This window comes from Chelativorans sp. ZYF759, from assembly GCF_012911015.1.
Lineage (GTDB): Bacteria > Pseudomonadota > Alphaproteobacteria > Rhizobiales > Rhizobiaceae > ZYF759.
Window position 1 is genome coordinate 132,072 of record NZ_WVVV01000008.1, and the last position, 24,841, is coordinate 156,912.

The 24,841-nt window shown below is 64.7% G+C and carries 24 protein-coding genes; 13 read left to right on the plus strand and 11 right to left on the minus strand.

Annotated elements, in window-relative coordinates; all coding sequences use genetic code 11:
• Positions 1-3: 3 nt before the first annotated feature.
• Positions 4-1,686, plus strand: a complete 1,683-nt coding sequence (locus GRZ55_RS14535) for an alpha-glucosidase family protein (protein WP_246734763.1) — start codon at positions 4-6, stop codon at positions 1,684-1,686.
• A gap of 62 nt (positions 1,687-1,748) precedes the next feature.
• On the plus strand, positions 1,749-2,861 hold the full coding sequence (locus GRZ55_RS14540) for an ABC transporter ATP-binding protein (protein ID WP_169287661.1): 1,113 nt from the start codon (positions 1,749-1,751) through the stop codon (positions 2,859-2,861).
• 4 nt (positions 2,862-2,865) lie between these two features.
• On the opposite strand, the gene GRZ55_RS14545 is transcribed toward GRZ55_RS14540, so the two are convergent.
• From GRZ55_RS14545 to GRZ55_RS14560, 4 genes are read right to left on the minus strand one after another with little or no spacing between them, the layout of a single operon-like run.
• A complete protein-coding gene (locus GRZ55_RS14545; RefSeq protein ID WP_169287662.1) occupies positions 2,866-3,726 on the minus strand; it encodes a metal ABC transporter permease in 861 nt (286 codons plus the stop codon).
• On the minus strand, positions 3,723-4,580 hold the full coding sequence (locus GRZ55_RS14550; protein WP_169287663.1) for a metal ABC transporter permease: 858 nt from the start codon (positions 4,578-4,580) through the stop codon (positions 3,723-3,725). The genes GRZ55_RS14545 and GRZ55_RS14550 overlap by 4 nt, the downstream gene beginning before the upstream one ends.
• Positions 4,577-5,512 carry a manganese/iron ABC transporter ATP-binding protein gene (locus GRZ55_RS14555; protein ID WP_169287664.1) on the minus strand — a complete coding sequence of 312 codons (936 nt, stop codon included), beginning with the start codon at positions 5,510-5,512 and terminating at the stop codon, positions 4,577-4,579. Before GRZ55_RS14555 ends, GRZ55_RS14550 begins: the two co-directional genes overlap by 4 nt.
• Positions 5,509-6,399, minus strand: a complete 891-nt coding sequence (locus GRZ55_RS14560; protein ID WP_169287665.1) for a metal ABC transporter substrate-binding protein — start codon at positions 6,397-6,399, stop codon at positions 5,509-5,511. Before GRZ55_RS14560 ends, GRZ55_RS14555 begins: the two co-directional genes overlap by 4 nt.
• 156 nt (positions 6,400-6,555) lie before the next feature.
• Between GRZ55_RS14560 and GRZ55_RS14565 the strand changes: the two genes are divergently transcribed.
• Positions 6,556-6,990: a Fur family transcriptional regulator gene (locus GRZ55_RS14565; RefSeq protein WP_169287666.1), complete on the plus strand. Its 435-nt coding sequence runs from the start codon at positions 6,556-6,558 to the stop codon at positions 6,988-6,990.
• Positions 6,991-7,024: 34 nt separating this feature from the next.
• Here the strand turns inward: GRZ55_RS14565 and GRZ55_RS14570 are convergent, their stop codons facing one another.
• The 3 genes from GRZ55_RS14570 to GRZ55_RS14580 form a co-directional block, all read right to left on the minus strand.
• The gene (locus GRZ55_RS14570) at positions 7,025-8,257 is read right to left on the minus strand and encodes an EAL domain-containing protein (RefSeq protein ID WP_169287667.1); all 1,233 of its coding nucleotides are present in this window, start codon (positions 8,255-8,257) and stop codon (positions 7,025-7,027) included.
• A 120-nt stretch (positions 8,258-8,377) separates the two neighbouring features.
• On the minus strand, positions 8,378-9,961 hold the full coding sequence (locus tag GRZ55_RS14575; protein ID WP_169287668.1) for a peptide chain release factor 3: 1,584 nt from the start codon (positions 9,959-9,961) through the stop codon (positions 8,378-8,380).
• 74 nt (positions 9,962-10,035) lie between these two features.
• A complete protein-coding gene (locus GRZ55_RS14580) occupies positions 10,036-10,251 on the minus strand; it encodes a DUF6356 family protein (protein WP_169287669.1) in 216 nt (71 codons plus the stop codon).
• A 110-nt stretch (positions 10,252-10,361) separates the two neighbouring features.
• Between GRZ55_RS14580 and GRZ55_RS14585 the strand changes: the two genes are divergently transcribed.
• Positions 10,362-10,832, plus strand: coding sequence for an Lrp/AsnC family transcriptional regulator (locus tag GRZ55_RS14585; RefSeq protein ID WP_169287670.1), 471 nt, complete (start codon positions 10,362-10,364; stop codon positions 10,830-10,832).
• A gap of 4 nt (positions 10,833-10,836) precedes the next feature.
• On the opposite strand, the gene GRZ55_RS14590 is transcribed toward GRZ55_RS14585, so the two are convergent.
• Positions 10,837-11,940, minus strand: a complete 1,104-nt coding sequence (locus tag GRZ55_RS14590; protein ID WP_169287671.1) for a DNA alkylation repair protein — start codon at positions 11,938-11,940, stop codon at positions 10,837-10,839.
• Between the two features lie 156 nt (positions 11,941-12,096).
• On the opposite strand from GRZ55_RS14590, the gene dut reads away from it, so the two are divergent.
• The 6 genes from dut to paaG all read left to right on the plus strand — a co-directional run bounded on the left by dut (position 12,097) and on the right by paaG (position 17,408).
• Entirely contained in the window at positions 12,097-12,564 is a 468-nt protein-coding gene (gene dut, locus GRZ55_RS14595) for a dUTP diphosphatase (protein ID WP_169287672.1), read from the plus strand.
• Complete coding sequence (locus GRZ55_RS14600; protein ID WP_169287673.1) at positions 12,564-13,247, plus strand: HAD family phosphatase; 684 nt, start codon at positions 12,564-12,566, stop codon at positions 13,245-13,247. The genes dut and GRZ55_RS14600 overlap by 1 nt, the downstream gene beginning before the upstream one ends.
• A 106-nt stretch (positions 13,248-13,353) precedes the next feature.
• Entirely contained in the window at positions 13,354-14,175 is an 822-nt protein-coding gene (locus GRZ55_RS14605; protein ID WP_169287674.1) for an oxaloacetate decarboxylase, read from the plus strand.
• Between the two features lie 518 nt (positions 14,176-14,693).
• Positions 14,694-15,200, plus strand: coding sequence for a ferritin-like domain-containing protein (locus GRZ55_RS14610; RefSeq protein WP_169287675.1), 507 nt, complete (start codon positions 14,694-14,696; stop codon positions 15,198-15,200).
• 229 nt (positions 15,201-15,429) lie between these two features.
• Entirely contained in the window at positions 15,430-16,587 is a 1,158-nt protein-coding gene (locus GRZ55_RS14615; RefSeq protein ID WP_368856623.1) for an Mrp/NBP35 family ATP-binding protein, read from the plus strand.
• A 29-nt stretch (positions 16,588-16,616) separates the two neighbouring features.
• Positions 16,617-17,408, plus strand: a complete 792-nt coding sequence (paaG, locus tag GRZ55_RS14620) for a 2-(1,2-epoxy-1,2-dihydrophenyl)acetyl-CoA isomerase PaaG (protein ID WP_169287677.1) — start codon at positions 16,617-16,619, stop codon at positions 17,406-17,408.
• Between the two features lie 12 nt (positions 17,409-17,420).
• On the opposite strand, the gene dnaJ is transcribed toward paaG, so the two are convergent.
• Entirely contained in the window at positions 17,421-18,548 is a 1,128-nt protein-coding gene (dnaJ, locus tag GRZ55_RS14625) for a molecular chaperone DnaJ (protein ID WP_169287678.1), read from the minus strand.
• Between the two features lie 178 nt (positions 18,549-18,726).
• Entirely contained in the window at positions 18,727-20,646 is a 1,920-nt protein-coding gene (gene dnaK, locus GRZ55_RS14630) for a molecular chaperone DnaK (protein WP_169287679.1), read from the minus strand.
• A gap of 247 nt (positions 20,647-20,893) precedes the next feature.
• On the opposite strand from dnaK, the gene GRZ55_RS14635 reads away from it, so the two are divergent.
• From GRZ55_RS14635 to GRZ55_RS14645, 3 genes are all read left to right on the plus strand, one after another.
• On the plus strand, positions 20,894-22,018 hold the full coding sequence (locus GRZ55_RS14635; protein WP_169287680.1) for a zinc metalloprotease HtpX: 1,125 nt from the start codon (positions 20,894-20,896) through the stop codon (positions 22,016-22,018).
• 77 nt (positions 22,019-22,095) lie between these two features.
• Positions 22,096-23,154, plus strand: a complete 1,059-nt coding sequence (locus GRZ55_RS14640) for an LLM class flavin-dependent oxidoreductase (protein WP_169287681.1) — start codon at positions 22,096-22,098, stop codon at positions 23,152-23,154.
• A gap of 43 nt (positions 23,155-23,197) precedes the next feature.
• Positions 23,198-24,208 carry an LLM class flavin-dependent oxidoreductase gene (locus tag GRZ55_RS14645; protein ID WP_169287682.1) on the plus strand — a complete coding sequence of 337 codons (1,011 nt, stop codon included), beginning with the start codon at positions 23,198-23,200 and terminating at the stop codon, positions 24,206-24,208.
• 24 nt (positions 24,209-24,232) lie between these two features.
• Here the strand turns inward: GRZ55_RS14645 and GRZ55_RS14650 are convergent, their stop codons facing one another.
• Positions 24,233-24,769, minus strand: a complete 537-nt coding sequence (locus GRZ55_RS14650; RefSeq protein WP_169287683.1) for a Kazal-type serine protease inhibitor domain-containing protein — start codon at positions 24,767-24,769, stop codon at positions 24,233-24,235.
• Positions 24,770-24,841: the final 72 nt, after the last annotated feature.

The window sequence follows — 24,841 nt, forward strand, 5'->3', positions numbered from 1 at the left end:
CGCATGAGCGCGCCCGCCGCAATACTTCAGATGGACGTGCCGATGTCTCATCCACAGGTGGACCGGGACTGGTGGCGTGGCGCGGTGATCTACCAGATCTACCCCCGTTCCTTCCAGGATTCCAGCGGAGACGGCATCGGCGACCTCGCCGGCATTCGTCGCCGTCTTCCCTATATCGCGTCGCTTGGCGTCGATGCGATCTGGATTTCGCCCTTCTTCACGTCCCCGATGAAGGATTTCGGCTACGACGTGTCGGATTATTGCGGCGTCGACCCGATGTTCGGCTCGCTGGAGGATTTCGACGATCTCGTCGCAGAGGCCCACCGGCTGGACCTCAAGGTGATGATCGATCTCGTCATCTCGCACACTTCCGACGAGCATCCCTGGTTCAAGGAGAGCCGGTCGAGTCGCGACAATCCGAAGGCCGACTGGTACGTCTGGGCCGATTCGCGCGGCGACGGTTCGCCACCCAACAACTGGCTGTCGATCTTCGGCGGCTCGGCCTGGCAGTGGGATACGCGCCGGCGCCAGTACTATCTCCACAACTTTCTCGTGGAGCAGCCGGACCTCAATTTCCACAATACCGAAGTTCAGGATGCGGTGCTGGCGTCCTCGCGCTTCTGGCTCGAACGCGGCGTCGACGGTTTCCGGCTCGACACCATCAATTTCTATTTCCACTCGCAGGGGCTGGAGGACAATCCGCCGCTGCCCGAGGACCAGCGCAACGATTCCATCGCGCCGTCGGTGAACCCCTACAACTACCAGGACCACATCTACGACAAGAGCCGTCCCGAAAACCTGGCCTTCCTGGAGCGTTTCCGGGCGCTGCTGGACGAGTTCCCGGCGGCCGCCGCCGTGGGCGAGGTGGGCGACGCGCAGCGCGGGCTCGACATCGTGGCCGACTACACGGCCGGGTCCAAGCGCGTGCACATGTGCTACGGCTTCGATTTCCTGAGCCCGGAGAAGATCAGCGCCGGCAAGGTGCGTCGCGTGCTGGAGACGTTCGAGGCCGTGGCCGGCGAGGGCTGGTCATGCTGGGCCTTCTCCAACCACGACGTGGTGCGCCACGCCTCCCGCTGGGCGCGCGAAGAACCGGACCCGCAGGCCTATGTGAAGGTCGTCGCCGCGGTGCTGATGTCGTTGCGCGGTTCGGTCTGCATCTACCAGGGCGAGGAACTGGGGCTCGGCGAGGCGGATCTTGCCTTCGAGGATCTGCGCGATCCCTATGGCATCCGGTTCTGGCCGGAGTTCCGCGGCCGCGACGGATGCCGAACGCCGATGGTCTGGGAAGAGGGCCAGCTGTCCGCCGGCTTCTCTGACGGCCGCCCCTGGCTGCCGGTGCCGCCGGAGCACGTTCCACTCTCGGTCGATCGTCAGGAGGAAACAGAGGATTCCGTCCTTTCCCACTATCGCCGCATCATCGCTTTCCGCCGCGATCACCCCGCTCTGGTGAAGGGTTCGATCCGTTTCCTGCCCATGGGTGACCCGCGTCTGGTCGTGTTCGAGCGCGAGCATGCTGGCGAGCGACTGATCTGCGCCTTCAATCTGGGTGCCGAGGCCGCCACGGCCGAACTCGACGGCATTTCCGCCGTATCGATTCCCGGGCACGGCATGGCCGGCGGCGAACTGGTGGGCAACGAAATCAGTCTCGCCGGCTACGGTGCCTGGTTCGGGAGACGCGCCTGAACGGCAGAGAGCAGCCGGGCTGATGAATTCGGGCGCCAAGCCGGCGCCATTGGGAGGAAGACATGGCCGATCTGGTTCTGCGGGATCTGAGGAAATCCTACGGCACCCTGGAGATCCTGCATGGGATCGATCTCGACATACGCTCGGGCGAATTCGTGGTCTTCGTCGGCCCGTCCGGCTGTGGCAAGTCGACCCTGCTGCGGACCATAGCCGGGCTTGAGAGCATCACCGCGGGCACGCTGTCGATTGGCGGGCAGGTGGTCAACGACATCCCACCCTCGATGCGCGGCATCGCGATGGTGTTCCAGTCCTACGCGCTGTATCCCCACATGACGGTCTACGAGAACATGGCCTTCAGCATGCGCATCGCGCGCGCATCGAAGGACGAGATCGATGCCCGCGTGCGCAAGGCCGCGGAGATCCTGCAGCTCACCGACTATCTGGACCGGCTGCCGAAGGCGCTGTCGGGCGGCCAGCGGCAGCGCGTGGCGATCGGCCGGGCCATCGTGCGCGATCCGAAGGTCTTTCTTTTCGACGAGCCGCTGTCGAACCTGGACGCGGCCCTGCGCGTGGCGACCCGTATCGAGATCGCCAAGCTCAAGGAATCGATGCCCGACACGACCATGGTCTACGTCACCCACGACCAGGTCGAGGCCATGACGCTGGCCGACCGGATCGTGGTGTTGAAGGACGGCTACGTGGAGCAGGTCGGATCGCCGATGGATCTCTATTGCCATCCCGGCAATCTTTTCGTCGCCCAGTTCATCGGCTCGCCCTCGATGAACATCCTTCACGCCACGGTCGAGAAGGCGGGTGCTTCGACGACGGTGTCGCATCCTGCCGGGCGGAACGTGGTCGTGCCGGTCGCCACACCTGCCGACGCGCAAGGCCGGCAGATCAGCTTCGGTGTCCGGCCCGAGGACCTCTCGATTGCCGAGGGGAGCGATTATCTGTTCGAGGGTCCGGTCGATTATGTCGAGCAGCTGGGGGAGGTTCAGCTCGCCTATGTTGATATCGGGCGAGAAGACGAACCGCTGGTCGTCAAGACGCCGGGCAACGTGACCATCCAGCGCGGGGCCACGCTTCGACTGGCGGCCGATCCCGGCAATCTGCACATCTTCGATCCGGATGGCCGTGCCTATGGCCGGGAGCGGTCGGCCATCGCCGCCGAATAGGCGCTCAGCCTTCCAGCGCTGACTGTCGGTCGGTGCCTGTCCGGGCGATTTGCGCGGCGCGCGCCGACGACACCGCGAAGGCGGCAATGAACAGCCCGGTCATGACGAGCACGATGGTCGGCGCCGGCGCGCTGTCGATGAAGAAGCTCAGATAGACGCCGGCAACCGCCGAAAGCGCGGCCACGGCCACTGCGACGGCCAGCATCGCGCCGAAGCGGCGGGTGACGAGAAAGGCGGTGGCGCCGGGCGCGATCAGGAAGGCGATGGCCAGGATGATGCCCACCGCCTGCAATGCGCCCACCACCGTGAGCGAGATCATGGCCAGCAGCCCGTAGTGGAGGAGCCGCACGGGCAGGCCGATGGCGCGTGCGTGCTGGGCATCGAAGGCATGCAGCGCGAGATCGCGGCCGAAAAGGCCGATGGCACCGATGACGGCCGCCGCGATGGCGCCGGCCTGGACGATGTCGGGCCAGTTCGTGCCCAGCATGTCGCCGAACAGGATATGGGTGAGGTGGAGTTCGGTCTCGATCATGGAGAACATGACGATGCCCGCCCCGAACATGCCCGAAAAGACCACGCCCATCACCGTGTCTTCCTTGACCCGACTGTTTTCCTTCAGGAAGCCGGTGGCGAGCGCGCAGACCATGCCGGCCACGAAAGCGCCGATCGCCAGCGGCAGGCCGAGGACGAAGGCGAGCACGATGCCAGGCAGCACCGCATGGCTGATGGCATCGCCCATCAGTGACCAGCCCTTCAGCACGAGATAGGACGACAGGAGCCCCATCGGCACCGCCACCAAGAGCGCGATGAGAAAGGCCTGCTGCATGAAGGGAAAGGCGAAGGGCAGGAGCAGCGTGTCGATCATCGCGCGCTCTCCAGCGCCGCGCGTGCCTGCCGGCGGGCGGCGAGATAGCCGTGCCGGGGCGCCAGGAAGAAGGCGGCGAGGAAAACCAGCGTCTGCAGGACCACGATCACCCCGCCCGTCGCCCCGTCGATGAAGTAGCTGAGATAGGCGCCCGTAAAACTCGTCGTGGCGCCGATGGCGACCGAAATGACGATGAGGCGCGGAAAGCGGTCGGTCAGGAGATAGGCGGTGGCCCCCGGGGTGACCACCATCGCGATGACCAGGAAGGCGCCGACCGTCTGCAGCGCGGCGACCGTGGACGCCGACAGCAGCGTGAAGAAGAGGACCCGCAGAAAGCCGGGATTGAGGCCGATGGAGCGGGCGTGGTTTTCGTCGAAGAAGGTCACCATCAGGTCCTTCCACTTCACAAGCAGGATGGCCAGCGACACGCCCGCGATGATGACGAGTTGCAGCGTGTCCTCCGGCGTTATCGCGAGAATGTTGCCGAGCACGATGGTCTGGACGCTCACCGAGACCGGCGAGATCGAGATCATGAACAGGCCGAGCCCGAAGAAGGAGGTGAAGATGAGCCCGATGACGGCATCCTCGCGCAATCGCGTCGCCTGGCTCAGGAACAGCATGGCGGCCGCCGCCAGTCCGCCCGAGAAGAAGGCCCCGACAGCGAAGGGCAGCCCCAGCATGTAGGCACCAGCCACCCCCGGCACGATCGAGTGGGACAGCGCGTCGCCGATCAGCGACCATCCCTTGAGCATCAGATAGGCAGACAGAAAGGCGCAAAGCGCACCCACCAGTGCCGAGACCCACATCGCGTTGACCATGTAGCTATAGGCGAAGGGTTCGGCGAGGAGGCTCATTTTTCCTCATCCTTGCCGGTCTCGGGCGGTAGCGTGGGCCCGCTCGTGGAATGCGCCTGGTCGCCGTAGAGCACGAAGGGCCGCTCGTCGTCGGTCAGGACCGTCACGGAGCGCGTGTCGGTCTCGGCATCGTCGTGGAGATGGGCGCCGCCCAGCTCGAAATGCCGCAGCACGCCGCCGAAGGTCAGATCGAGGTTTTCGCGTGTGAAGACCTCATGGGTGGGACCGGCGGCCAGGATCCGGCGGTTGATGAGAATGGCGCGGTCGCAGAATTCCGGCACGCTGCCGAGATTGTGTGTGGAGACCAGCATGATGCGGCCCTCGTCGCGCAATTCGCCGAGCAGCGCGGTGATCGCCTCCTCGGTTCGGACGTCGACGCCCGTGAAGGGCTCGTCCAGCAGGATGACGCGCCCCTCCTGTGCCAGCGCGCGGGCCAGGAAGACGCGCTTTTTCTGTCCTCCGGAAAGTTCGCCGATCTGGCGCTTGCGCAAGGCCGACATGCCCACCCGCTTGAGCGCCATGTCGACCATGTCGCGATCCACGGCCGAGGCGATGCGCAGCCAGTTCATGTGGCCGTAGCGGCCCATCATCACCACGTCCTCGACCAGGACCGGGAAATTCCAGTCGACCTCCTCTGCCTGCGGCACATAGGCGACGACGTTGCGCTTCAGCGCGCGCCCGGCCGGCTGCCCGAGGATGGAGACCGAACCACTCGCCAGGGGCACGAAGCCCATGATCGCCTTGAAGAGGGTCGACTTGCCGCTGCCATTGACCCCCACCAGTGCTGCGATCGTGCCCGTCGGCAGGGCAAAGCTCGCCCGTTCCAGCGCGGTGTGGCCATTACGGTAGGTGACGGTGACGTCGTCGACGACCAGACCGGCGCTGGCGGTGCCGATCGGTGCGAGCTGGTGCGGGTCGGGATGGAGGTTCATTCAGCCAGGGCATCCGCGATGGTCTGCGTGGTCACGCGCAGAAGATCGACATAGGTCGGCACCGGACCCTCCGGACCGCTCAGGGAGTCGACGTAAAGCACGCCGCCATAGGTGGCTCCCGTCTCGCGCGCCACCTGCCGCGCAGGGCTGTCGGAGACCGTGCTTTCGGAAAAGATGGCGGGAATATCGTTGTCGCGCATGGCATCAATCACCCGGCGGATCTGCTGGGGCGTGCCCTCGCTGTCCGCGTTGATAGGCCAGAGATAGAGCTCCTTCAGATCGAAGTCTCTAGCGAGGTAGGAAAAAGCGCCTTCGCTCGTCACCAGCCAGCGCCGCTCCTCGGGTATCTCCGCAAGACGCGCGCGGATCGGCTCGATCGCGGCTTCGATCTCCCGAATATATTCTTCGGCATTGGCCTCGTAGAGCTCGGCGTTGTCCGGATCATGCATGATCAGCGCATCGCGGATATTGGCGACATAGATCGTGGCGTCGCTGGGCGACATCCAGGCATGTGGGTTCGGCCGGCCCTCATAGGGGCCTTCGCCGATGCCGATCGGCTGGATACCATCGGTAACCACCGCCTCGGGCACATCGCGAAGATTGCCCAGGAAACGCTCGAACCACTGCTCGAGACCGAGCCCGTTCCACAGGATCAGATCCGCATCCTGCGCCCGCAAGATGTCGCCTGGCGTTGGCTGGTATTCGTGGATCTCGGCGCCGGGCCGCGTGATCGATTCCACGCTTGCAGCCTCGCCGGCCACGTTGCGCGCCATGTCGGCGATCACCGTGAAGGTGGTTACCACCTTGAAGCGCTCCTGAGCCTGGGCTCCGGTCGCCATGACGAGCGGCAGGGCGGCGACTAGGATAAGGCGGGCGAAAAGTCGCATGAAAGTCTCCATGATTCCGATCTCGATGAAGAGATAGCGCTTGCCGGCACAGACGTCAATGCAATTGCAAATCGTTTGCAAAAAGAGCTGGTGAGAGAGGCAGCCAGGACCCTTGCTGACTTTGCATCGCAACGGCAACTGACGCATAGTCCGGCCATGAACGAGGCAGCTTTGCAGAAGCCTGACTACGAGAAGGCGTTACGAGACGCAGGCGTGCGCATCACGCGCCCGCGCCGCGTCATCCTGGGCATCCTTTCGGAAGGCGGCGACCACCCGGATGCGATGGAAATCTTTCATCGCGCGGTCAAGATCGACCCGGCGATCTCGCTATCGACCGTCTACCGCACGATGAAGCTGCTGGAAGGCATCGGCGCCATCCATCGCCACGCCTTCGAAGGTGGTCCGTCGCGTTTCGAGCCGGCAGGAGACGATCACCACGACCACCTGATCGACATGGACACCGGCGACGTCATCGAGTTCCACTCGAGCAAGATCGAGGAACTGCAGGACGAGATCGCCCGGTCACTCGGTTACGAGATCGTCCATCACCGGCTGGAGCTTTATGGACGAAAGCGCAAGAAGCGCCTCTGAGGCCGGTAGGTGGCCTACTGTTTCGATTCCGGGGTCAGCCCGCAGGTCGTTCCCGCCGGGCCCGCTGGATGTCGAGCAGACTCGATGGACGCGCCAGAAAGAACCCCTGGCCGCTGCCGATATTGAGCGCGCGCAGCGTATCGTATTCGCATTCGGTCTCGATTCCCTCGGCGACGATCTCGGCACCGGTCTCACGGGCAAAGTGGATCAGCGCTGAAGCCAGCGCCCGCTTGGCGCTGTCGGTATCGATGTCTCGCGTAAGCCCCATGTCCAGCTTGATGATGTCCGGGGCGAGTTGGATGATATGCTGGAGACTGGAGAAGCCCGCGCCGGCATCGTCGATGGCCAGCCGCACGCCATTCTGGCGCAAGGGACCAAGGGCGGCGTTCAGTTGCGCGTAGTCCCCCACGGGAGCATGCTCGGTCACTTCCAGCACGATCCGATCCCGCGGTGCCCTGGCCAGCAACTCCTCAAGTTGCCCGCTCATGATTGTTTCCGGCGACGCATTGAAGGAGACGTAGATATCGCTGGCGAAGGACGGCATATCGGTCAGCGCGCGTTGAAGAACGGCGATTTCCAGATCGACTCCCAGCCCGGTCGCAGCGGCCTCGCCAAACCATTTGTCCGGCGAACGATACGGCTCGCTTGCAAATCGGCACAGTGTCTCGAAGCCCTTGGGCGTGCGGCTGCGCATGTCGCAGATCGGCTGATAGACAAGCGAGAAGGAACCGGCGGCCATCGCGGTCTGGACCCGCGCGCGGGCGGCTTCGCGCGCCAGCTTTTCAGCGATCTCGCGCCTGATCTGGTGGGCCGCCAGATCCGCAAAGATGCGCATCACGTCCAGGTCGCGTGAATTGAGCGACGCATTCGGCCGGGCGCTGAGGCAACAGAACATGCCATAGGGCGTGCCGTCGGCCAGACGGATCGGAATGCTGGCATGCGCGCCGATCGGCACGGCGCGGGTGATCGGCATGGCGACGGCCAGCGGCTCGTCGGCAGTATCGGGAATGAGTTCCGGCAGGCGACCGGCCAGAATATGGCGGCAATAGACCTCATCGAGCGAACGCCTGTCGCCGGGCTTGATCAAGTCTTCCAGGCCAGGTGCATCGACATGGCGGAACACCGATTCCTCACCCACGAACTCAGAGAGGTAGGCAACGTCCATTCCCAGATGCGTGCGAACCGTCTCGAGGGCACGCTGGATGGTAAAGTCCTGGCCGGGCTCGCTGGCTGCGCCCTTGAGAATGGCCTGCTGGAATGACTGCATGGATGCGTTCCTCAATCTCGTTGAGTGAGAAACTGCCCGGCATTCATGGATATGGGATTAAACGGCGCCTACCGCGGATGATCACTAATGAGTGAGGTTTCCAATTCCCTTCCGCGCAGTTCAGGCAGCCTTGACCATGTAGTCCTTCACCGCGTCGAAGCGGATGGCCTTCCAGCGGTCGGCCTCGTAGTTGAGGCCGAATTCGTGCGGGGCGAGGAAGACGGGATCGCCATCGAGGTCACGCGCAATGTCGCCGCGGTGCGTTTCCACGAAACGCTCGAGTTCGGGCTTCTCGCCGGAAATCCAGCGGCAGACATTGAAGCGGGCGCTCTCGAAATCGACCGGCAGGCCGTATTCAGCCTCGAGCCGCATCTTCAGAACATCGAGCTGCAGGGCCCCGACGACGCCAACAATGGCCGGCGACCCATCCTCCGGCAGGAAGAGCTGGACCACGCCCTCCTCGGCCATCTGCTGCAGGGCCTCTTTCAGCTTCTTGGCCTTCATCGGGTCGCCGAGGCGAACGCGGCGCAGGATTTCGGGCGCGAAATTGGGCACGCCGCGGAAATTGATGTCCTCTCCTTCCGTCAGCGTATCGCCGATGCGCAGCGTGCCGTGGTTGGGAATGCCGACGACATCGCCGGCAAAGGCCTCGTCCGCGGTGATGCGGCTCTTGGCGAAGAAGAACTGCGGGGCCGAGAGGCTCATCGGTTTTCCCGTGCGCACAAGCTTGGCTTTCATCCCCCGCTCCAGCCGGCCCGAGCAGACGCGCACGAAGGCGATGCGGTCGCGGTGGTTGGGGTCCATATTGGCCTGGATCTTGAAGACGAAGGACGTCATTTTCGGCTCCGTCGCCTCGACGCGGCGGCCATCGGCGTCCTGGGCACGCGGTTCGGGGGCGAAGGCACCAAGGGCTTCGATCAGGTCGCGCACGCCGAAATTCCGCAGGGCGGAGCCGAAGAAGACCGGCGTCAGATGGCCCTCGCGAAACGCCTGCGCATCGAAGGGACGGCAGGCTTCGCGCGCAAGCTCCATTTCCTCGATGGCCGCGTCGCGCTCGTTTTCCGGCAGCTTGCCGCACACCTCATCGGATTGCGGACCATTGACCTTGCGCCATTTCTCGTCGGCGTCGCCGTGGCGCACCGCGCTGTCGGCGAGGTGATAGGTGCCGGCGAAGCTCTTCCCCTTGCCGATAGGCCAGGTGACCGGCGCCGTGTCGAGCGCCAGCTTCTGCTCGATCTCGTCGAGAATCTCGAATGTATCGCGTGTCTCGCGGTCCATCTTGTTGACGAAGGTGACGATCGGAATGTCGCGCATGCGGCAGACTTCGAAGAGCTTCAGCGTGCGCGGCTCGATACCCTTGGCGGCATCGATGACCATGACGGCGGAATCGACTGCCGTCAGGGTGCGATAGGTGTCGTCGGCGAAGTCCTCGTGGCCCGGTGTGTCCAGCAGGTTGAAGACGTGGTCTCCATACTCGAACGTCATCACGGAGGTGACGACCGAAATGCCACGCTCGCGCTCGATCTTCATCCAGTCCGAGCGAGTCTGGATCTTGTCCTTCTTGGCCTTGACCTCGCCGGCGAGCTGGATCGCGCCGCCGAAAAGAAGCAACTTCTCGGTCAGCGTGGTCTTGCCCGCGTCGGGATGCGAGATGATGGCGAAGGTGCGCCGCCGCGCCACCGCGCGTGCGAGTGTGTCGGACATGATCGACAATCCTTTTCGGAACGCGCGGGATTTAGCAGGGGCGAACCGGATTGTCGAACGGTGAATGCGGAGGCCTACTTGCCCCGGCCCTCGATCCGCTGATGCAGCTCGCGGATGATCCGGCTGGCGGTGGTCTCGCACAGGAAGGGCAGGAGAGCGTGGACGAGCGCGGCACCGCCGGCCACAAGCAGGCGCGAGGAAAACCAGAGCGCAAAGCGCATGTGCTCGAAATAGGATTCGCCGACGGTCTGCGGATGGGCGGTGAACAGCCTGACGATGCGCGCGTTCATGTCTCGATCTCTCTGCATGTCTCCAGATCGTGCAGGATGGTCCAAACGCACCGCCAGAACATCCCAGTTCGTCCTTGTCAGAGCCCATTTTTCGGGACATTGTCCTAAGAATGAGCGAAGAACTGGATCAAATCGACCGCCGTCTTCTGGCGGAGCTGCAGCGCGATGCGACCTTGTCGGTCGACGAATTGTCGGAACGGGTATCGCTGTCGCGCAATGCCTGCTGGCGACGGGTGAAGCTCTTGGAGGAGCGCGGCGTCATCACCGGCCGCGTCGCGCTGGTGGACGCCGACAAGATCGGGCTGGGACTGTCGGTCTTCGTCATCGTCCGTACATCCAGCCACGATCCGGACTGGCTCAGGAAATTCCGCGAGGCGGTGACATCCTTTCCGGAGATCACCGGGGTCTACCGCATGTCGGGCGATCTCGACTATGTGCTGCGCGCACGCGTGGCCGACGTGAAGGCCTATGACCGGCTCTACCAGCGCCTGATCGCGAAGGTGCCGCTGTCGGATGTCTCGGCATCCTTTGTCATGGAGGAGATCAGGGAGACGACGGTGCTGCCGGTCGAGCTGCGCTAGGCGCTCACATCTCCAGGAGAAACCCGCCCTCCGCCAGAACCTCGCCATTCACCATGAGCTCGACGCGGTGGTGGCCCGCATTGTGCGTGCGGGTGGAAAAATCCCGGATGGCGCGCCGGATCGACAGGACCTGCCGCCCCCCGGGCGCAAGGTCGAAGGCCTTCAGCTTGAAGACCTTTCGCGACGGCTCGCCGTTCTTCTTGAGATAATGCACGGCATAGTCGACCACGAGATGCTGCACCTCGTCAGCCGTCGAGACGATCTCGCCGCTGATCGTCACATGCGACCCGAGGGACAATTGGCCTGGCGCGACCGAGTAGGCTTCCACCCGCACCGCCGCCTTTCCGGTGGCGCCGATCAGGGTGAGCGCACGGGCATCGCCCTTCTTGATCAGCGTGCGCAGGGCGTGGCGCACGATCCAGCGCGTGTTCGGGTTCTCCTTCGGCCAAGCCTCCAGATGGTCGAGCAGCCAATCGGGATGGTCCTTGCTGATGTCGTTCAGATGGTTGGCGACGGACTTGCGGACATAGAGGCTGGGATCGGCCTTGAGCCGGTCGAGGATCGGCCAGGCGAGCTTCGGATCGGCGGCAAAGGCCGCCAGCCGGAACGACCAGGGCAGGCGCGGCCGCGTGCCCTCGCTGGCCAGCCGTCGCACATGTTCATTCTGGTCCTCGGCAAATCCACGCATGACCTCGAGCGTGCGGTCAGGCTCGTCGCGCAGGAAGGGGCGGATGGCGAATTCGGCCGATCCGTAGCGCGTCAGGATACGCAGCGTCTCCATCGAACGCTCGAAATGATCGCGGCCATAAAGCGCGACATATTCCGCCAGCGCGACCGCCGTGAAGGCATGGCCGACTCGCGGCGCCAGATCGCTGAGGATCGCCGTCGCTTCCTCGAAATCGTCGGGCAGCGTCGCGCGGTAGGACTCGGCCGTGCGGCGGACGCGCTCCATGATGCCGAGTTCATCGATGCCGTCCATGGCAAGCGCAACGAATCGCTCCGCATCGAAGTCCGGCCAGACAGCAACGGTCTCGCCCGCCATGTGGCGGAAACGCGCCTCGTCGAACATATCCTTGAGGGCGTATTGTCCCTGTGTCTGACCGCTCATGCATTCTCCCCGCGTCGGTGATCGGATGCCTGATAGCATGGCCCTGCTGACACGGTCTGTCAGCACGAGCCAGGGTAAGGCCGTGCACGACGAATTCCGTTGAAAGCGTGGCTCCGCGATTGACCCTGTGGCGTGCTGGCGCGATAGCATTTCGCCATGAGCACCCAGACATTGCCCACCCTCGGCATCGTGCGCCTGCCGCATGGCGCGGATCTTGATCTGCCGGCCTACGAGACGGCGGGCGCGGCCGGCATGGATCTACGTGCCGCGGTGCCGGTAGACCGGCCGGTAATCCTTTTGCCCGGCCGTCGGGTGCTGGTGGCGACCGGCCTGGTGCTGGAGATTCCCACCGGCTTCGAGGGGCAGGTGCGGCCGCGCTCCGGACTGGCGCTGAAACACGGCATTACCTGCCTCAACACACCGGGCACCATCGACAGCGACTATCGCGGCGAATTGAAGATCATCCTCGTCAATCACGGCGACGAGGAGTTCCAGATCACGCGTGGCATGCGCATCGCGCAGATGGTCATTGCGCCGGTGGTGCAGGCGCGGATCGAGGAACGCACCCACGCTGCCGACACGGCCCGCGGGGCAGGCGGCTTCGGCTCCACCGGGGCCGACTGATGCAGCCGCCGGGGCTGGTGATCTTCGATTGCGACGGCGTGCTGGTCGACACCGAGACGCTGGCCAACCGTCGCCTGTCGGCGTGGCTGAGCGAAGCCGGCTATGCCATCTCCTACGAGGAATGCCGGAGGACCTTCTGCGGCCGCAGCATGAAATCGGTTCAGGAGGAGGTCGAGGCCACCGGCGTCCTGCTGGGCGATTTCGTCGACCGCTGGTACCGCGAGCTGCCGGGCCTCTTCGAAGAGGGGCTGGAGGCCGTCCCTCATGTCGAAGCGGCCGTGTTCGCGTTGAGGGATGCCGGCATCCCCTGGTGCGTTGCGTCGTCCGCCAATGTCGAGAAGATGCACCTGACGCTCGGCAGGACGGGCCTCCTCGTCCATTTCGAACACGCCCTGTTCAGCGCCAGCATGGTGGAACGCGGCAAGCCCTTTCCCGATCTTTTCCTCCATGCCGCCCGCACGCTGGGATTTTCGCCGCACGAATGTGTCGTGGTTGAAGATGCGGTGCCGGGCGTGCAGGCCGCACGCGCTGCCGGCATGCACGTCTTCGGCTATCACGGCGATCCGCTTTCGGACCGCGACGGGCTGGCGGCGGCCGGTGCTGTCCTGTTCGACGACATGCGCGACCTTCCCTCCCTGATCGGGCTGGCGTCCCGCCACGAAGCTGACGGCGCCGCTGGCTGACGGCAGCGATGTCAGGAGACGGGCCCTGGACCACCGGGGCCGCGTTGCTGGCCGGGCCAGCTGCCATTAGGCTCTCCCCGTCGAACCCCGGACGGGAGAACTGCCGATGACCGACCTGAAGACCTTTCGTGCGCTGCATGACGGACCGGGCGCCTTCGTCATTCCCAATCCCTGGGATGTCGGCTCGGCCAGGCTGCTTTCCTCCATGGGCTTCAAGGCGCTGGCGACGACCAGCGCGGGCTACGCCTTTTCGCGCGGCCTGCCGGATGGCGGGGTCGACTTCGAAAACATGATCGGGCATTGCCGCGAACTCGTGGCGGCCACCGACCTGCCGGTGTCGGCCGATCTCGAGAACGGCAAGGGCGACAGCCCCGAAAGTGCCGGCGAGACGGTCTTCGCCGCCGGAAAGGTCGGGTTGGCCGGCTGCTCGATCGAAGACTATTCGAACGATCCGGCCCGCCCGATCTACGAATTCGAGCTGGCGGTGGAGCGCGTGGCCGCTGCGGTCGAAGCCGCGCGCGCCCTCGATCGGGATTTCGTCTTCACCGCGCGCGCCGAAAATCTTCTGCGCGGCATCAACGATCTCGACGACACCATCCGGCGGCTGCAGGCCTTCGAAAAGGCGGGCGCGGACGTGCTCTACGCCCCCGGCATCCGCGACATCGAGACAGTGCGCACGATCTGCCAGGCTGTGTCGAAGCCGGTCAACATCCTCGCCCAGCCCCACTTCACGCTTGCCGAACTGTCGGAGGCCGGTGCCCGCCGCGTCTCGCTCGGTTCCAAGCTGACGACAGCCGTCTTTGGCGCACTGCGCGCCGCGGCCTCGGAAATCTTGGAGAAGGGAACGTTCGGATTTGTCGCGGGCGAAATGCCGTTCGGCGAACTGCAGACGTTATTCGGCAACCATCCCACGAAATCCGTCGGTTGAACCGCGGCCGCTGGACGAGCGCCGGCGTGCACAGGCCGGGCCCGGCCCGCGCATATAGTGGCGCTCGGGGCGATAGGTCGGCCAGAAAAATTCCCTGATCGCCGATGCGAGGCGAACGACGTTTGAAAAGAACGACATGACGATATGTCCTTGAATGCCGGACGTCCCTTCCCGACAGCCTGAACAGTACACGTTCCAGATGAATCCATTGTGAACGGTACGGCCAAGACTCGCGAATACGGCTCTCAAAAGCCGGAAACTGCGGGCAAATTCACGGCGGGATCGTGGCGCGTCCATGTTTGCCTCGACCCTGTGGCAGGCGTGCCACAGCCGCGCCGGACTACGCCCCGAATCGCGGAGCGGCCCCACTTTCCCTGAAACAAAAACGGCTTGCCAAAAATAGGAACTTGTCCGTGTCGCAAAGCGTTGGACGAGCAGCCTGACAACAGATGAAGCGCGCGCGGGTCAAACCCCGTCGCGGGCCTCCATCAACAAAAACAAAAGGAAGGACGTCGAAAATGGGCCTTTTCAGCAAAGACATCAAAACGATGGACGACCTCTTCGTTCATACGCTCCGTGACATCTATTACGCGGAGAAGCAGATCGCCAAGAACCTCCCGAAAATGGTCGAGAAGGCCACCGACAGCGAATTGAAGAGCGGCTTCGAGACTCATCTCGCCGAAACCAAGGTCCAGATCGAGCGTCTCGAGGAAGTCTTCAAGCTGCATGGCGTGGAGGCCAAGGCCGTCAATTGCCCCGCGATCGATGGCATTCTGAAGGAAGCCGACGAGATTGCCGGTGAGGTTGACGACTCGCATGTGCTCGATGCCGCGCTGGTGGCAGCAGCGCAGGCGGTAGAACACTATGAGATCACCCGCTACGGCTCGCTGGTCGCCTGGGCAAAGCAGCTCGGCCGTCCCGACTGTGCCGCCATCCTCGAGAAGAACCTCGCGGAGGAGAAGGCGACCGACAAGAAGCTGACCGGCCTCGCCGACAAGAAGGTGAATCTGGCCGCTGCGGAATAACGACAAAGCCGGCGCCTGCCGGCTGGATTTGCCTGTCGCCGTTATCCCGACCTACGGTATCCGAAGCGGCAACGGGCAAGCCGCCCCCACGCGGCAGTCTCCTTCTCCCCCGTTTCGGATGCGAGCGGGATAGCGGGGAGAAGGCGCCGGGCGTGATGCCCGGTTGTCCCGGTCCGTCCGCCCCATTAAGTGTGTGCCATGTACACGAGCAGGGGCTGATGCGGATTTCATCATGGCAATAACCAAAGAAGCGGTCCTCGATCGCCTTCGCACCATCCAGGGGCCGGAGTTCGAAGGCGATATCGTCTCCCTCGGGCTCGTCTCCGACATCTTCATTGCCGACGGCAAGGTCTTCTTCTCCATTACCGTTCCCGCCGAACGCGCGCGCGAGCTTGAACCGCTGCGCGCGGCCGCCGAGCGCGTGGTGCGCGGTATGGAGGGGGTCGTGGGTGCGACGGTCGCGCTCACCGCCGAACGCAAGGGCGGCGGCATGGAGGCCCCGCCTCCGCCTCGTCCGGCGCCGCGCCCCGCCGCCGCACCACAACGTCCCGCCGCGCCGGCCGGCCGGCAGTCCGGCAAGCGTGGCGTGCCGGGCATCGCATCCATCATCGCGGTCGCAAGCGGCAAGGGCGGCGTCGGCAAATCCACGACAGCCGTCAACCTCGCGCTGGGGCTCGCGGCGGAGGGCCTGAAGGTCGGTATTCTCGATGCCGACATCTATGGGCCATCCCTGCCGCGCCTCCTCGGCCTTAAGGGCAAGCCAGAGACCGTGGACGGCAAGGTGCTCAAGCCGATGGAGGCCTTCGGGCTCAAGGCGATGTCGATGGGCTTCCTCGTCGAGGAGGAGACGCCGATGATCTGGCGCGGGCCGATGGTAATGTCGGCACTGACCCAGATGCTGCGCGAGGTCGCATGGGGCGAACTCGACATTCTCGTGGTCGACATGCCCCCCGGCACCGGCGACGCCCAGCTCACCATGGCCCAGCAGGTGCCCCTTGCCGGTGCCGTGATCGTCTCCACGCCGCAGGATCTCGCGCTTATCGACGCGCGCAAGGGCCTCAACATGTTCAAGAAGGTCGAGGTCCCGCTGCTCGGCATCGTGGAGAACATGAGCTATTTCCTCGCGCCCGACACCGGCAACCGCTACGATATTTTCGGCCATGGCGGCGCGAAATCCGAGGCTGAACGTCTTGACGTGCCTTTCCTCGGCGAGGTTCCCCTCACCATGGATGTCCGCGAAACGTCGGACGCGGGAACGCCCGTCGGCGTATCCGACCCGGAAGGCGCGCAGTCCAAGGTCTATCGCGGGATCGCACAACGCGTCCTGGCAGAACTCGCCAGGCACCAGGCCGGCGGCGGGAGCGGGCCCGAAATCGTTTTCGAATGACGCTGCCTGCGGGCAGGGGAGGGGAAAGAATGAACGAAGCACCCGTCATCCATGAGCGGCGCGACGGCTATCATGTCCTCACGCTCAATCGGCCGGACCGGCTGAACTCCTTCAACGAGGCCCAGCATCTGGCGCTGCGTGCGGCCCTCGAGGAATGTGCGGCCGATGCGGCGTGCGGTGCCGTGCTTCTGACCGGCGCGGGCCGCGGCTTCTGCGCGGGGCAGGATCTTTCCGACCGTGATCCCACGATCCAGGGAGAAAGCCCCGATCTCGGCATGACGCTCGAGACCTATTACAACCCGCTGGTGCGCCAGATTCGCGGCATGGAAAAGCCCGTCATCTGTGCGGTGAATGGCGTGGCGGCCGGCGCGGGTGCCAATATCGCCTTCGCCTGCGACATCGTGCTGGCGGCGAAATCGGCGAAATTCATCCAGGCATTCTCGAAGATCGGCCTGATCCCCGATGCGGGCGGCACATGGTGGCTGACCCGCCATCTCGGCGAGGCTCGCGCGAAGGCTCTGGCGCTCACGGCGACCCCGCTGCCCGCCGAGGACGCTGCGGCCTGGGGGCTGATCTGGAAGGCCGTCGACGACGACCGGCTGATGGTCGAGGCGGTAGCATTGGCCGAGGGCTTTGCCGCCGGCCCGACCCGCGCCTATGCGCTGACGAAGCAGGCGATCCACGCCGCATCCGCCAACGGGCTGGAAGATCAGCTGGAGGTCGAACGCAACCTCCAGCGCGAGGCCGGATGGTCCGACGACTACAAGGAAGGCGTCAAGGCATTCCTGGAGAAGCGACCGGCCAATTTCCGCAAGGGATGAGGCCGGCGCGCCCTACGAACGTTCGCCGAAGGATTCGAAGAAATCCTTCATGCGGCTGAAGAAGCCGGAAGATTGAGGGCTGTTCTCCTTGGAAGACAGCTCTTCGAACTCCTCGAGCAGCTCGCGCTGGCGTTTGGTCAGGTTCTGGGGCGTCTCGACGGCGACCTGGATGTAGAGATCGCCCATACTGGCCTGCCTAAGCACCGGCATGCCCTTGCCCTTCAACCGGAACTGACGCCCGTTCTGGGTGCCCTCGGTCACCTTGACGCGGGTTTGCGTCCCGTCGAGCGTCGTCACCTCGAAAGCACCGCCGAGTGCCGCCGTGGTCATCGAAATCGGCACCTTGCAGTAGAGGTCCGAGCCGTCGCGCTGGAAGAACTCGTGCGGCTTCACGGACAGGAAGATGTAGAGGTCGCCCGAAGGTCCGCCGCGCAGTCCCGCCTCGCCCTCGCCGGCAAGCCGGATGCGTGTGCCGTCGTCAATGCCCGCCGGAATGTTGACCGACAGCGAGCGCTCCTCGACCACGCGCCCCTGGCCCGAACATTTGGGGCAGGGGTCCTCGATCGTCTGGCCGCGACCCTGGCATTGGGGGCAGGCGCGTTCGATGGAAAAGAAGCCCTGCGTGGCGCGTACACGTCCCGTGCCCGAACACATCGAACAGGTGGTCGGCTGGGTTCCGGCCCGCGCGCCCGAACCCGAGCACTCCTCGCATGTCATGGAAGCAGGCACGCGCACTTCGGCAGTCTTGCCGGTGAAGGCTTCCTCGAGCGTGATTTCCATGTTGTAGCGCAGATCCGCGCCGCGGTCGCGACCACCGGACCGGCGGCGGCCGCCGCCCATCATGTCGCCGAAGAATTCCTCGAAGATGTCGGCGAACCCGCCGCCTCCAAAGCCCTGGGCACCCCCCATGCCGCCATTCTCGAAGGCGGCATGGCCGAAGCGGTCGTAGGCGGCCCGCTTCTGCGGGTCCTTCAACGCCTCGTAGGCCTCGTTGATTTCCTTGAACTTGTGTTCCGCTGCCTCGTCGCCGGGGTTGCGGTCGGGATGGTACTTCATGGCCATCTTGCGATAGGCGCTTTTCAGCTCCGCATCGCTGGCACCCTTGGCTACCCCGAGTGTTGAATAGAAGTCGGCCTTCATGCTCGCTCTCGGCTGGCTGTCCCGCTCTTGCTCCCGCCGCGGCTGGTGGAACCCTGCATCGATTTAGGAAATCGCGCCGTTATACGCCAGTGCGGTTATGCCGGGTGAGGAAGCTTTTCCCGGCCCGGGAAGAAGGAACCCGGCGCGTAGGCCGGGCTCCTGTTGCTGATGCGCCGGATCAGGCGCTCTTTTTCTTGTCGTCGTCTTCGTCGATTTCCTCGAAATCGGCGTCGACCACGTCCTCGCCGGCCGCTTCGGCATCGGCCTTCGCGTCAGCATTGGCGGCTTCCGCCTGGCTGGCCTCGTACATGGCCTGGCCAAGCTTCATGGAGACCTCGGCCAGCGTCTGCGACTTGGCCTGGATCGCGTCGGCGTCCTCGCCCTCGTTGGCCGTCTTCAGATCGGCGATCGCGTCCTCGATGGCCTTGCGGTCTTCCTCGGAAACCTTGTCGCCATAGTCGTGCAGCGACTTCTCCGACGAATGCAGCAGGGCTTCGGCCTGGTTGCGGGCTTCGACCAGCGCGCGCCGCTTCTTGTCGGCCTCGGCATTGGACTCCGCGTCCTTGACCATCTTCTCGATCTCGTCGTCGGAAAGACCGCCGGAGGCCTGAATGCGGATCTGGTGCTCCTTGCCGGTGCCCTTGTCCTTGGCCGACACGTTCACGATGCCGTTGGCGTCGATGTCGAATGTGACCTCGATCTGCGGCACGCCGCGCGGCGCGGGCGGAATGCCGACCAGATCGAACTGGCCGAGCATCTTGTTGTCGGCCGCCATCTCACGCTCGCCCTGGAAGACCCGGATCGTGACGGCGGACTGGTTGTCCTCGGCCGTCGAGAAGGTCTGGCTCTTCTTGGTCGGGATCGTGGTGTTGCGGTCGATCAGGCGGGTGAACACGCCACCTAGCGTCTCGATGCCGAGCGACAGCGGCGTCACATCGAGAAGCAGCACGTCCTTGACGTCGCCCTGGAGAACGCCGGCCTGGATGGCCGCGCCCATCGCCACGACCTCATCCGGGTTGACGCCCTTGTGCGGCTCCTTGCCGAAGAACTGCTTCACGGCTTCCTGGATCTTGGGCATGCGGGTCATGCCGCCGACCAGCACCACTTCGTCGATCTCGCCGGCATTGAGACCGGCATCCTTGAGCGCCGCCTTGCACGGTCCGATGGTCCGCTGCACCAGATCGTCGACCAGGCTCTCGAACTTGGCGCGCGTGAGCTTCATGGTCAGGTGCTTGGGGCCGGTCTGGTCGGCGGTGATGAAGGGCAGGTTGATCTCGGTCTGCGAGGCCGAGGACAGCTCGATCTTGGCCTTCTCGGCCGCCTCCTTGAGGCGCTGAAGGGCGAGCTTGTCGTTCTTCAGGTCGATGCCCTGTTCCTTCTTGAACTCGTCGGCCAGGTAGCTGACGAGCCGCATGTCGAAATCCTCGCCGCCGAGGAAGGTGTCGCCATTGGTCGACTTCACCTCGAACACGCCGTCGCCGATCTCCAGGATCGAGATGTCGAAGGTGCCGCCGCCAAGATCGTAGACGGCGATGGTCTTGCCGTCTTTCTTGTCGAGCCCGTAGGCGAGCGCGGCCGCGGTCGGCTCGTTGATGATGCGCAGGACCTCGAGACCGGCGATCTTGCCGGCATCCTTGGTCGCCTGGCGCTGGGCGTCGTTGAAGTAGGCCGGAACGGTGATGACGGCCTTGTCGACCTTCTCGCCCAGATAGGCCTCGGCGGTCTCCTTCATCTTCTGGAGCACCATCGCCGAAATCTGGGAAGGCGAGTACTTCTTGCCGTCGGCCTCGACCCAGGCATCGCCATTGTCGCCATTGACGATCTTGTAGGGGACAAGCTTCTTGTCCTTGTCCGTCACCGGGTCGTCATAGCGGCGCCCGATGAGGCGCTTGACCGCGAAGATCGTGTTCTCGGGATTGGTGACCGCCTGGCGCTTGGCCGGCTGGCCGACGAGACGCTCGTCGCCATCCGCGAAGGCCACGATCGAAGGCGTCGTGCGCGCGCCTTCCGAATTTTCGATCACCTTGGCGTCCTTGCCGTCCATGACGGCGACGCAGGAATTGGTCGTTCCCAGATCGATACCGATTACTTTCGCCATTTTTCTCTTCTCTCCGTCTAGCAGGCCGTCTTGGACCCTTGCGAGGCGTTCCGGACGACGACCCCTTGGTTGTCGCGAAAACTGGCGTGCCCTGGCTTGCGCCCCACGGGCCCGCTTGGTTGGCGCGTATATAAGAACAGGCCAAAAGTCTCGCAAGCCGGGAACCTTGGGGAAAAATTCTTCTGCGCATGCGACCTGCGGCAGGCGGCCACTGCCAATCCCCGAAACAACCACCCATATTGGTGCCATGAACGGACGCACTCCCTCTCATCCGCTGCACGGCCATCGGACGCTGAACATTGTCCACACCTGGCTGCTCGCGGCCGGCAGCTTCGCGCTCCTGGCCGTCACCGCCTATGTTTTCGCGGGCGGGGTGGGCGTTGTCATGGCGCTGGCCTTCGGCACGCTCACCGTAGCGCTTGTCGGGAGGGTGAGCCCGAAGATGGTGCTCGCCATGTACAAGGCCGCGCCCGTCCCCCGGCAGAGATTTCCCGAGGGCCATGCCATTATCGACGAACTGGCGGCGCGCGCGGGCCTGCCTGCGGTGCCGAAGCTTCACGTCGTGCCCTCGCGCATGCTCAACGCGTTTGCCGTGGGACGCCGCGAGGATTCGGCCATCGCCGTCACCGACGGACTGATTCGCGCCCTCTCGCTGCGCGAACTGGCCGGCGTGCTCGCCCACGAGGTCAGCCATATCGCGCACGAGGATCTGCGCGTCATGGCCTTCGCCGACATGGTCTCGCGCTACACCTCCTTCATGTCGACCTTCGGCATCCTGACGCTTTTCATCAACATCGGCTTCATGGCCGGCGGATACGAGGTGCAGGTCCCCTGGATCGCGGTGCTGATTCTGGTGCTCTCGCCCACCATTGGAGGACTCCTGCAGATGGCGCTTTCGCGCACGCGCGAATTCGACGCGGATCTTGGCGCAGCTCAGCTGACCGGCGATCCCGACGGGCTGGCGTCAGCGCTGGTCAAGCTCGAGACGGCGCAACGACGCCAGTGGGAGGCGATGATGCTGCCAGGCGGGCGCATCCCGGATCCCTCGCTTCTGCGAACCCATCCGCCGACCGATCAGCGTGTCGCGCGGCTGATGTCGCTGAAGGTGCCCCATGGGGAGACTCCCGAGCCGGCCCTGCCTGCCCCATCGCGGCGGCGGCCGCCCGCGGGGCCATCCGTCCCCATCATCCCCCGCGCCATCGGTCGGCGCCACCTTGAGGATATGCGCAGAATTGCGGAAATGCTCGAGCGTGCCGGCATTCGCCCCATCCACGGGGCAGCGGCCGGCGAGCGCCCCGCGGGCCGCGACGGCCTCTGCCAGCCCGAGCGAGGGCCGCGCCTGCGCATCCGGCGGGGCGGTGTCTGGTGGTAGCGAACAGCCTGTTCAACATTGCTGAACTGGCACGGCGGCGTTCGAATCCTTAGGTGGGTCGAAAGCGGAGACGGAACATGGAACTCGGACTCTACACTTTCGGCGATGTCGGCACCGACCCCGTGACGGGGCGCCACACCGGACCGGCCGAACGGCTGACGCAGCTTGTGGAGGAGATCGCGCTCGCCGACGAGGTCGGGCTCGACCTGTTCGGGCTGGGCGAACACCACCGTCCGGACTATGCGGTTTCGGCGCCCGCCGTGGCGCTGGCCGCCGCCTCCCAGCGCACCAAGAACATCAAGCTGTCGAGCGCGGTAACGGTCCTGAGCTCCGACGACCCCGTGCGCGTCTACCAGCAATATGCGACGCTGGACAATCTCACCGGCGGCCGTGCGGAGATCATGGCCGGACGCGGTTCCTTCATCGAATCCTTTCCGCTATTCGGCCACGACCTGAACGACTACGACACGCTGTTCGCCGAAAAGCTGTCCATGTTGATGAAGCTCAACGAGGGCGAACGCTTTTCCTGGCCGGGCGGCAAGCACACGCCGGCCGTCAATGATCGCGGCATCTATCCGCGTCCCGTCAACGACCGGCTGCCCCTCTGGATCGCCGTCGGCGGCACGCCGCAATCGGTGGTGCGCGCGGCAACGCTCGGCCTCCCTTTGGCACTCGCCATCATCGGCGGCGAGCCGGCACGCTTTGCGCCCTTCTTCGAGCTCCATCGCCAGGCAGCCGAGAAGGCCGGCCACGATCCCTCGAGCATCAAGCGGTCCATCAACGTCCATGGTTTCGTGGCCGAGACCAAGCAGCAGGCTGCCGACATCTTCTATCCCGCCCAGGCCGAAGTGATGAATCGCATCGGCCGGGAGCGTGGCTGGCCGCCGACGAATCGTGCCCAGTTCGACGCCTCCATCGGACCGCGTGGCGCCAACTTCGTCGGCGGCCCTTCCGAGATGGTGGACAAGATCCTCGCCCATCACGAGATCTTCGGCTTCGACCGCTTCGTCATCCAGATGGCGATCGGCGTCATGGAACACGCCAAGCTGATGAAGGCTATCGAGATATTCGGCACCCGCGTCGCGCCTGAGGTGCGCAAGGCGGTGGGTGCGCGGATGTCGGCGGCGGCCGAGTGAGATCGGTTTTGGTGGGACGCGACACCGTGCCTATATGCGCCTCATGACCAAGCTCTCCATCCTCGATCTTTCGCCCATCGTCGAAGGCGGCACAGCCGCCGAATCGCTTGCCAACACGGCGGATCTCGCACGGCATGCCGAAGCGCTCGGCTACACCCGCTACTGGCTGGCCGAGCACCACAACATGCCGGGCATCGCCAGTGCCGCGACCTCGGTGGTGATCGGCCATGTCGCGGCCGCCACCTCGTCGATCCGTGTGGGTGCCGGCGGCATCATGCTGCCCAATCATTCGCCCCTCGTCATCGCCGAGCAGTTCGGGACACTGGCCACGCTCTATCCGGACCGCATCGACCTCGGTCTCGGCCGGGCGCCGGGCACCGACATGGCGACGGCCCGGGCCCTGCGCCGCCACATGAACATGGACGTCGATTCCTTCCCCCACGACGTGGTGGAACTGATGTCCTATCTCAGCGACGAAGGGCCGGTGGGTCGCGTGCAAGCGATACCGGGGCAGGGCACCAACGTGCCACTATGGATATTGGGTTCGAGCCTCTATGGCGCGCAGCTGGCCGCGGCGCTCGGCCTGCCCTACGCCTTCGCCTCGCATTTTGCGCCTGCCGAACTCGACCGTGCGCTCGAGATCTATCGCGCCCAGTTCAAGCCCTCGGTCCATCTCGACCGGCCCTATGCGATGCCAGCTATGAGTGTGGTCGCGGCCGAGACCGACGAGGAGGCGCGATACCTGTTCACCTCGACGCAGCAGGCCTTCGTCAATCTGCGTTCGGGCCGTCCGGGGCCGCTGCCGCGGCCTGTCGAAGGCTATGCCGAGAATTTGGAACCGGCAGCCCAGGCCATCCTCGCCCACACGCTTGCCTGTGCCGTGGTGGGATCGCCGGACACGGTGCGCAAGGGGATTGCCGATTTCCAGGCGCGGACCGGCGCCGACGAGATTATCGTCGCAGCCCAAATGCACGATCACGGCGCCAGGCGACGTTCAATGGAGATCGTGGCCGACATGGCAGATCTTCAGGGCATGGCCCGCGCCGCCGAGTAGACGGCGCGGTTATCGCAGGAAACGTTACCCGCGCGGACGGCACTCGCCACGGTTGACGATCTCGGCGCCGGCGGCATTTGCCTCGCAAGAATTGCCGAATGTCTGCGTACGGCGACCAACGCGGCCGCAGACCGGATCGTAGATCATCGGGCACGCGACCGGCTGCCGGCCAGGCCTTTCGGGACGCGATGTCCGGCATTCGCCAGAGTAGAGAATGCGCGCGCGTTCGGCTTCGGCGACACATGCATTGCCATAAGTCTGGGTCTGGCCGTTTCGCTCTCCGCACACGGGATTGTATTCGCGCGTGCACGCGGTCGGTGCCGGCGGCTGGCGGCGGCACTCTCCGGGATGGATGATACGGGCGCGATCGCGCTCTGCTTCGCAGGCATTGCCGTAGGTGGAACGCTCTCCGCGACGTTCGCCGCAGACCGGATCGTAGACGGCAAGGCACGCCTGATCCCTGTCGCGGGGTGGCGGCGGAGGTCCCCTGTCGTCGACGACAACAGTGCAGCCTGCCAGAACAAGCAGGGCGGATACGATCGAAAGGCCTAAGAATTTCATGAGGTGGTTCCTCTCCGTAGTACGCCCCGGCGGCATGGGTAGTCCGGAAAACGGGCGACTGCAATCTGCTTA

Excerpts from the sequence above, each read along its gene's own strand:
- dut (WP_169287672.1), top strand. The coding sequence starts at position 12,097 with ATGAGCACCCAGACATTGCCCACCCTCGGCATCGTGCGCCTGCCGCAT.
- GRZ55_RS14605 (WP_169287674.1), top strand. The coding sequence starts at position 13,354 with ATGACCGACCTGAAGACCTTTCGTGCGCTGCATGACGGACCGGGCGCC.
- paaG (WP_169287677.1), top strand. The coding sequence starts at position 16,617 with ATGAACGAAGCACCCGTCATCCATGAGCGGCGCGACGGCTATCATGTC.
- GRZ55_RS14640 (WP_169287681.1), top strand. The coding sequence starts at position 22,096 with ATGGAACTCGGACTCTACACTTTCGGCGATGTCGGCACCGACCCCGTG.
- GRZ55_RS14565 (WP_169287666.1), top strand. The coding sequence starts at position 6,556 with ATGAACGAGGCAGCTTTGCAGAAGCCTGACTACGAGAAGGCGTTACGA.
- GRZ55_RS14600 (WP_169287673.1), top strand. The coding sequence starts at position 12,564 with ATGCAGCCGCCGGGGCTGGTGATCTTCGATTGCGACGGCGTGCTGGTC.
- GRZ55_RS14560 (WP_169287665.1), bottom strand. The coding sequence starts at position 6,399 with ATGCGACTTTTCGCCCGCCTTATCCTAGTCGCCGCCCTGCCGCTCGTC.
- dnaJ (WP_169287678.1), bottom strand. The coding sequence starts at position 18,548 with ATGAAGGCCGACTTCTATTCAACACTCGGGGTAGCCAAGGGTGCCAGC.
- GRZ55_RS14610 (WP_169287675.1), top strand. The coding sequence starts at position 14,694 with ATGGGCCTTTTCAGCAAAGACATCAAAACGATGGACGACCTCTTCGTT.
- GRZ55_RS14570 (WP_169287667.1), bottom strand. The coding sequence starts at position 8,257 with ATGCAGTCATTCCAGCAGGCCATTCTCAAGGGCGCAGCCAGCGAGCCC.
- GRZ55_RS14575 (WP_169287668.1), bottom strand. The coding sequence starts at position 9,961 with ATGTCCGACACACTCGCACGCGCGGTGGCGCGGCGGCGCACCTTCGCC.
- GRZ55_RS14590 (WP_169287671.1), bottom strand. The coding sequence starts at position 11,940 with ATGAGCGGTCAGACACAGGGACAATACGCCCTCAAGGATATGTTCGAC.
- GRZ55_RS14550 (WP_169287663.1), bottom strand. The coding sequence starts at position 4,580 with ATGAGCCTCCTCGCCGAACCCTTCGCCTATAGCTACATGGTCAACGCG.
- GRZ55_RS14540 (WP_169287661.1), top strand. The coding sequence starts at position 1,749 with ATGGCCGATCTGGTTCTGCGGGATCTGAGGAAATCCTACGGCACCCTG.
- GRZ55_RS14585 (WP_169287670.1), top strand. The coding sequence starts at position 10,362 with ATGAGCGAAGAACTGGATCAAATCGACCGCCGTCTTCTGGCGGAGCTG.
- GRZ55_RS14580 (WP_169287669.1), bottom strand. The coding sequence starts at position 10,251 with ATGAACGCGCGCATCGTCAGGCTGTTCACCGCCCATCCGCAGACCGTC.
- GRZ55_RS14645 (WP_169287682.1), top strand. The coding sequence starts at position 23,198 with ATGACCAAGCTCTCCATCCTCGATCTTTCGCCCATCGTCGAAGGCGGC.
- GRZ55_RS14545 (WP_169287662.1), bottom strand. The coding sequence starts at position 3,726 with ATGATCGACACGCTGCTCCTGCCCTTCGCCTTTCCCTTCATGCAGCAG.
- GRZ55_RS14555 (WP_169287664.1), bottom strand. The coding sequence starts at position 5,512 with ATGAACCTCCATCCCGACCCGCACCAGCTCGCACCGATCGGCACCGCC.
- GRZ55_RS14635 (WP_169287680.1), top strand. The coding sequence starts at position 20,894 with ATGAACGGACGCACTCCCTCTCATCCGCTGCACGGCCATCGGACGCTG.
- dnaK (WP_169287679.1), bottom strand. The coding sequence starts at position 20,646 with ATGGCGAAAGTAATCGGTATCGATCTGGGAACGACCAATTCCTGCGTC.
- GRZ55_RS14535 (WP_246734763.1), top strand. The coding sequence starts at position 4 with ATGAGCGCGCCCGCCGCAATACTTCAGATGGACGTGCCGATGTCTCAT.
- GRZ55_RS14650 (WP_169287683.1), bottom strand. The coding sequence starts at position 24,769 with ATGAAATTCTTAGGCCTTTCGATCGTATCCGCCCTGCTTGTTCTGGCA.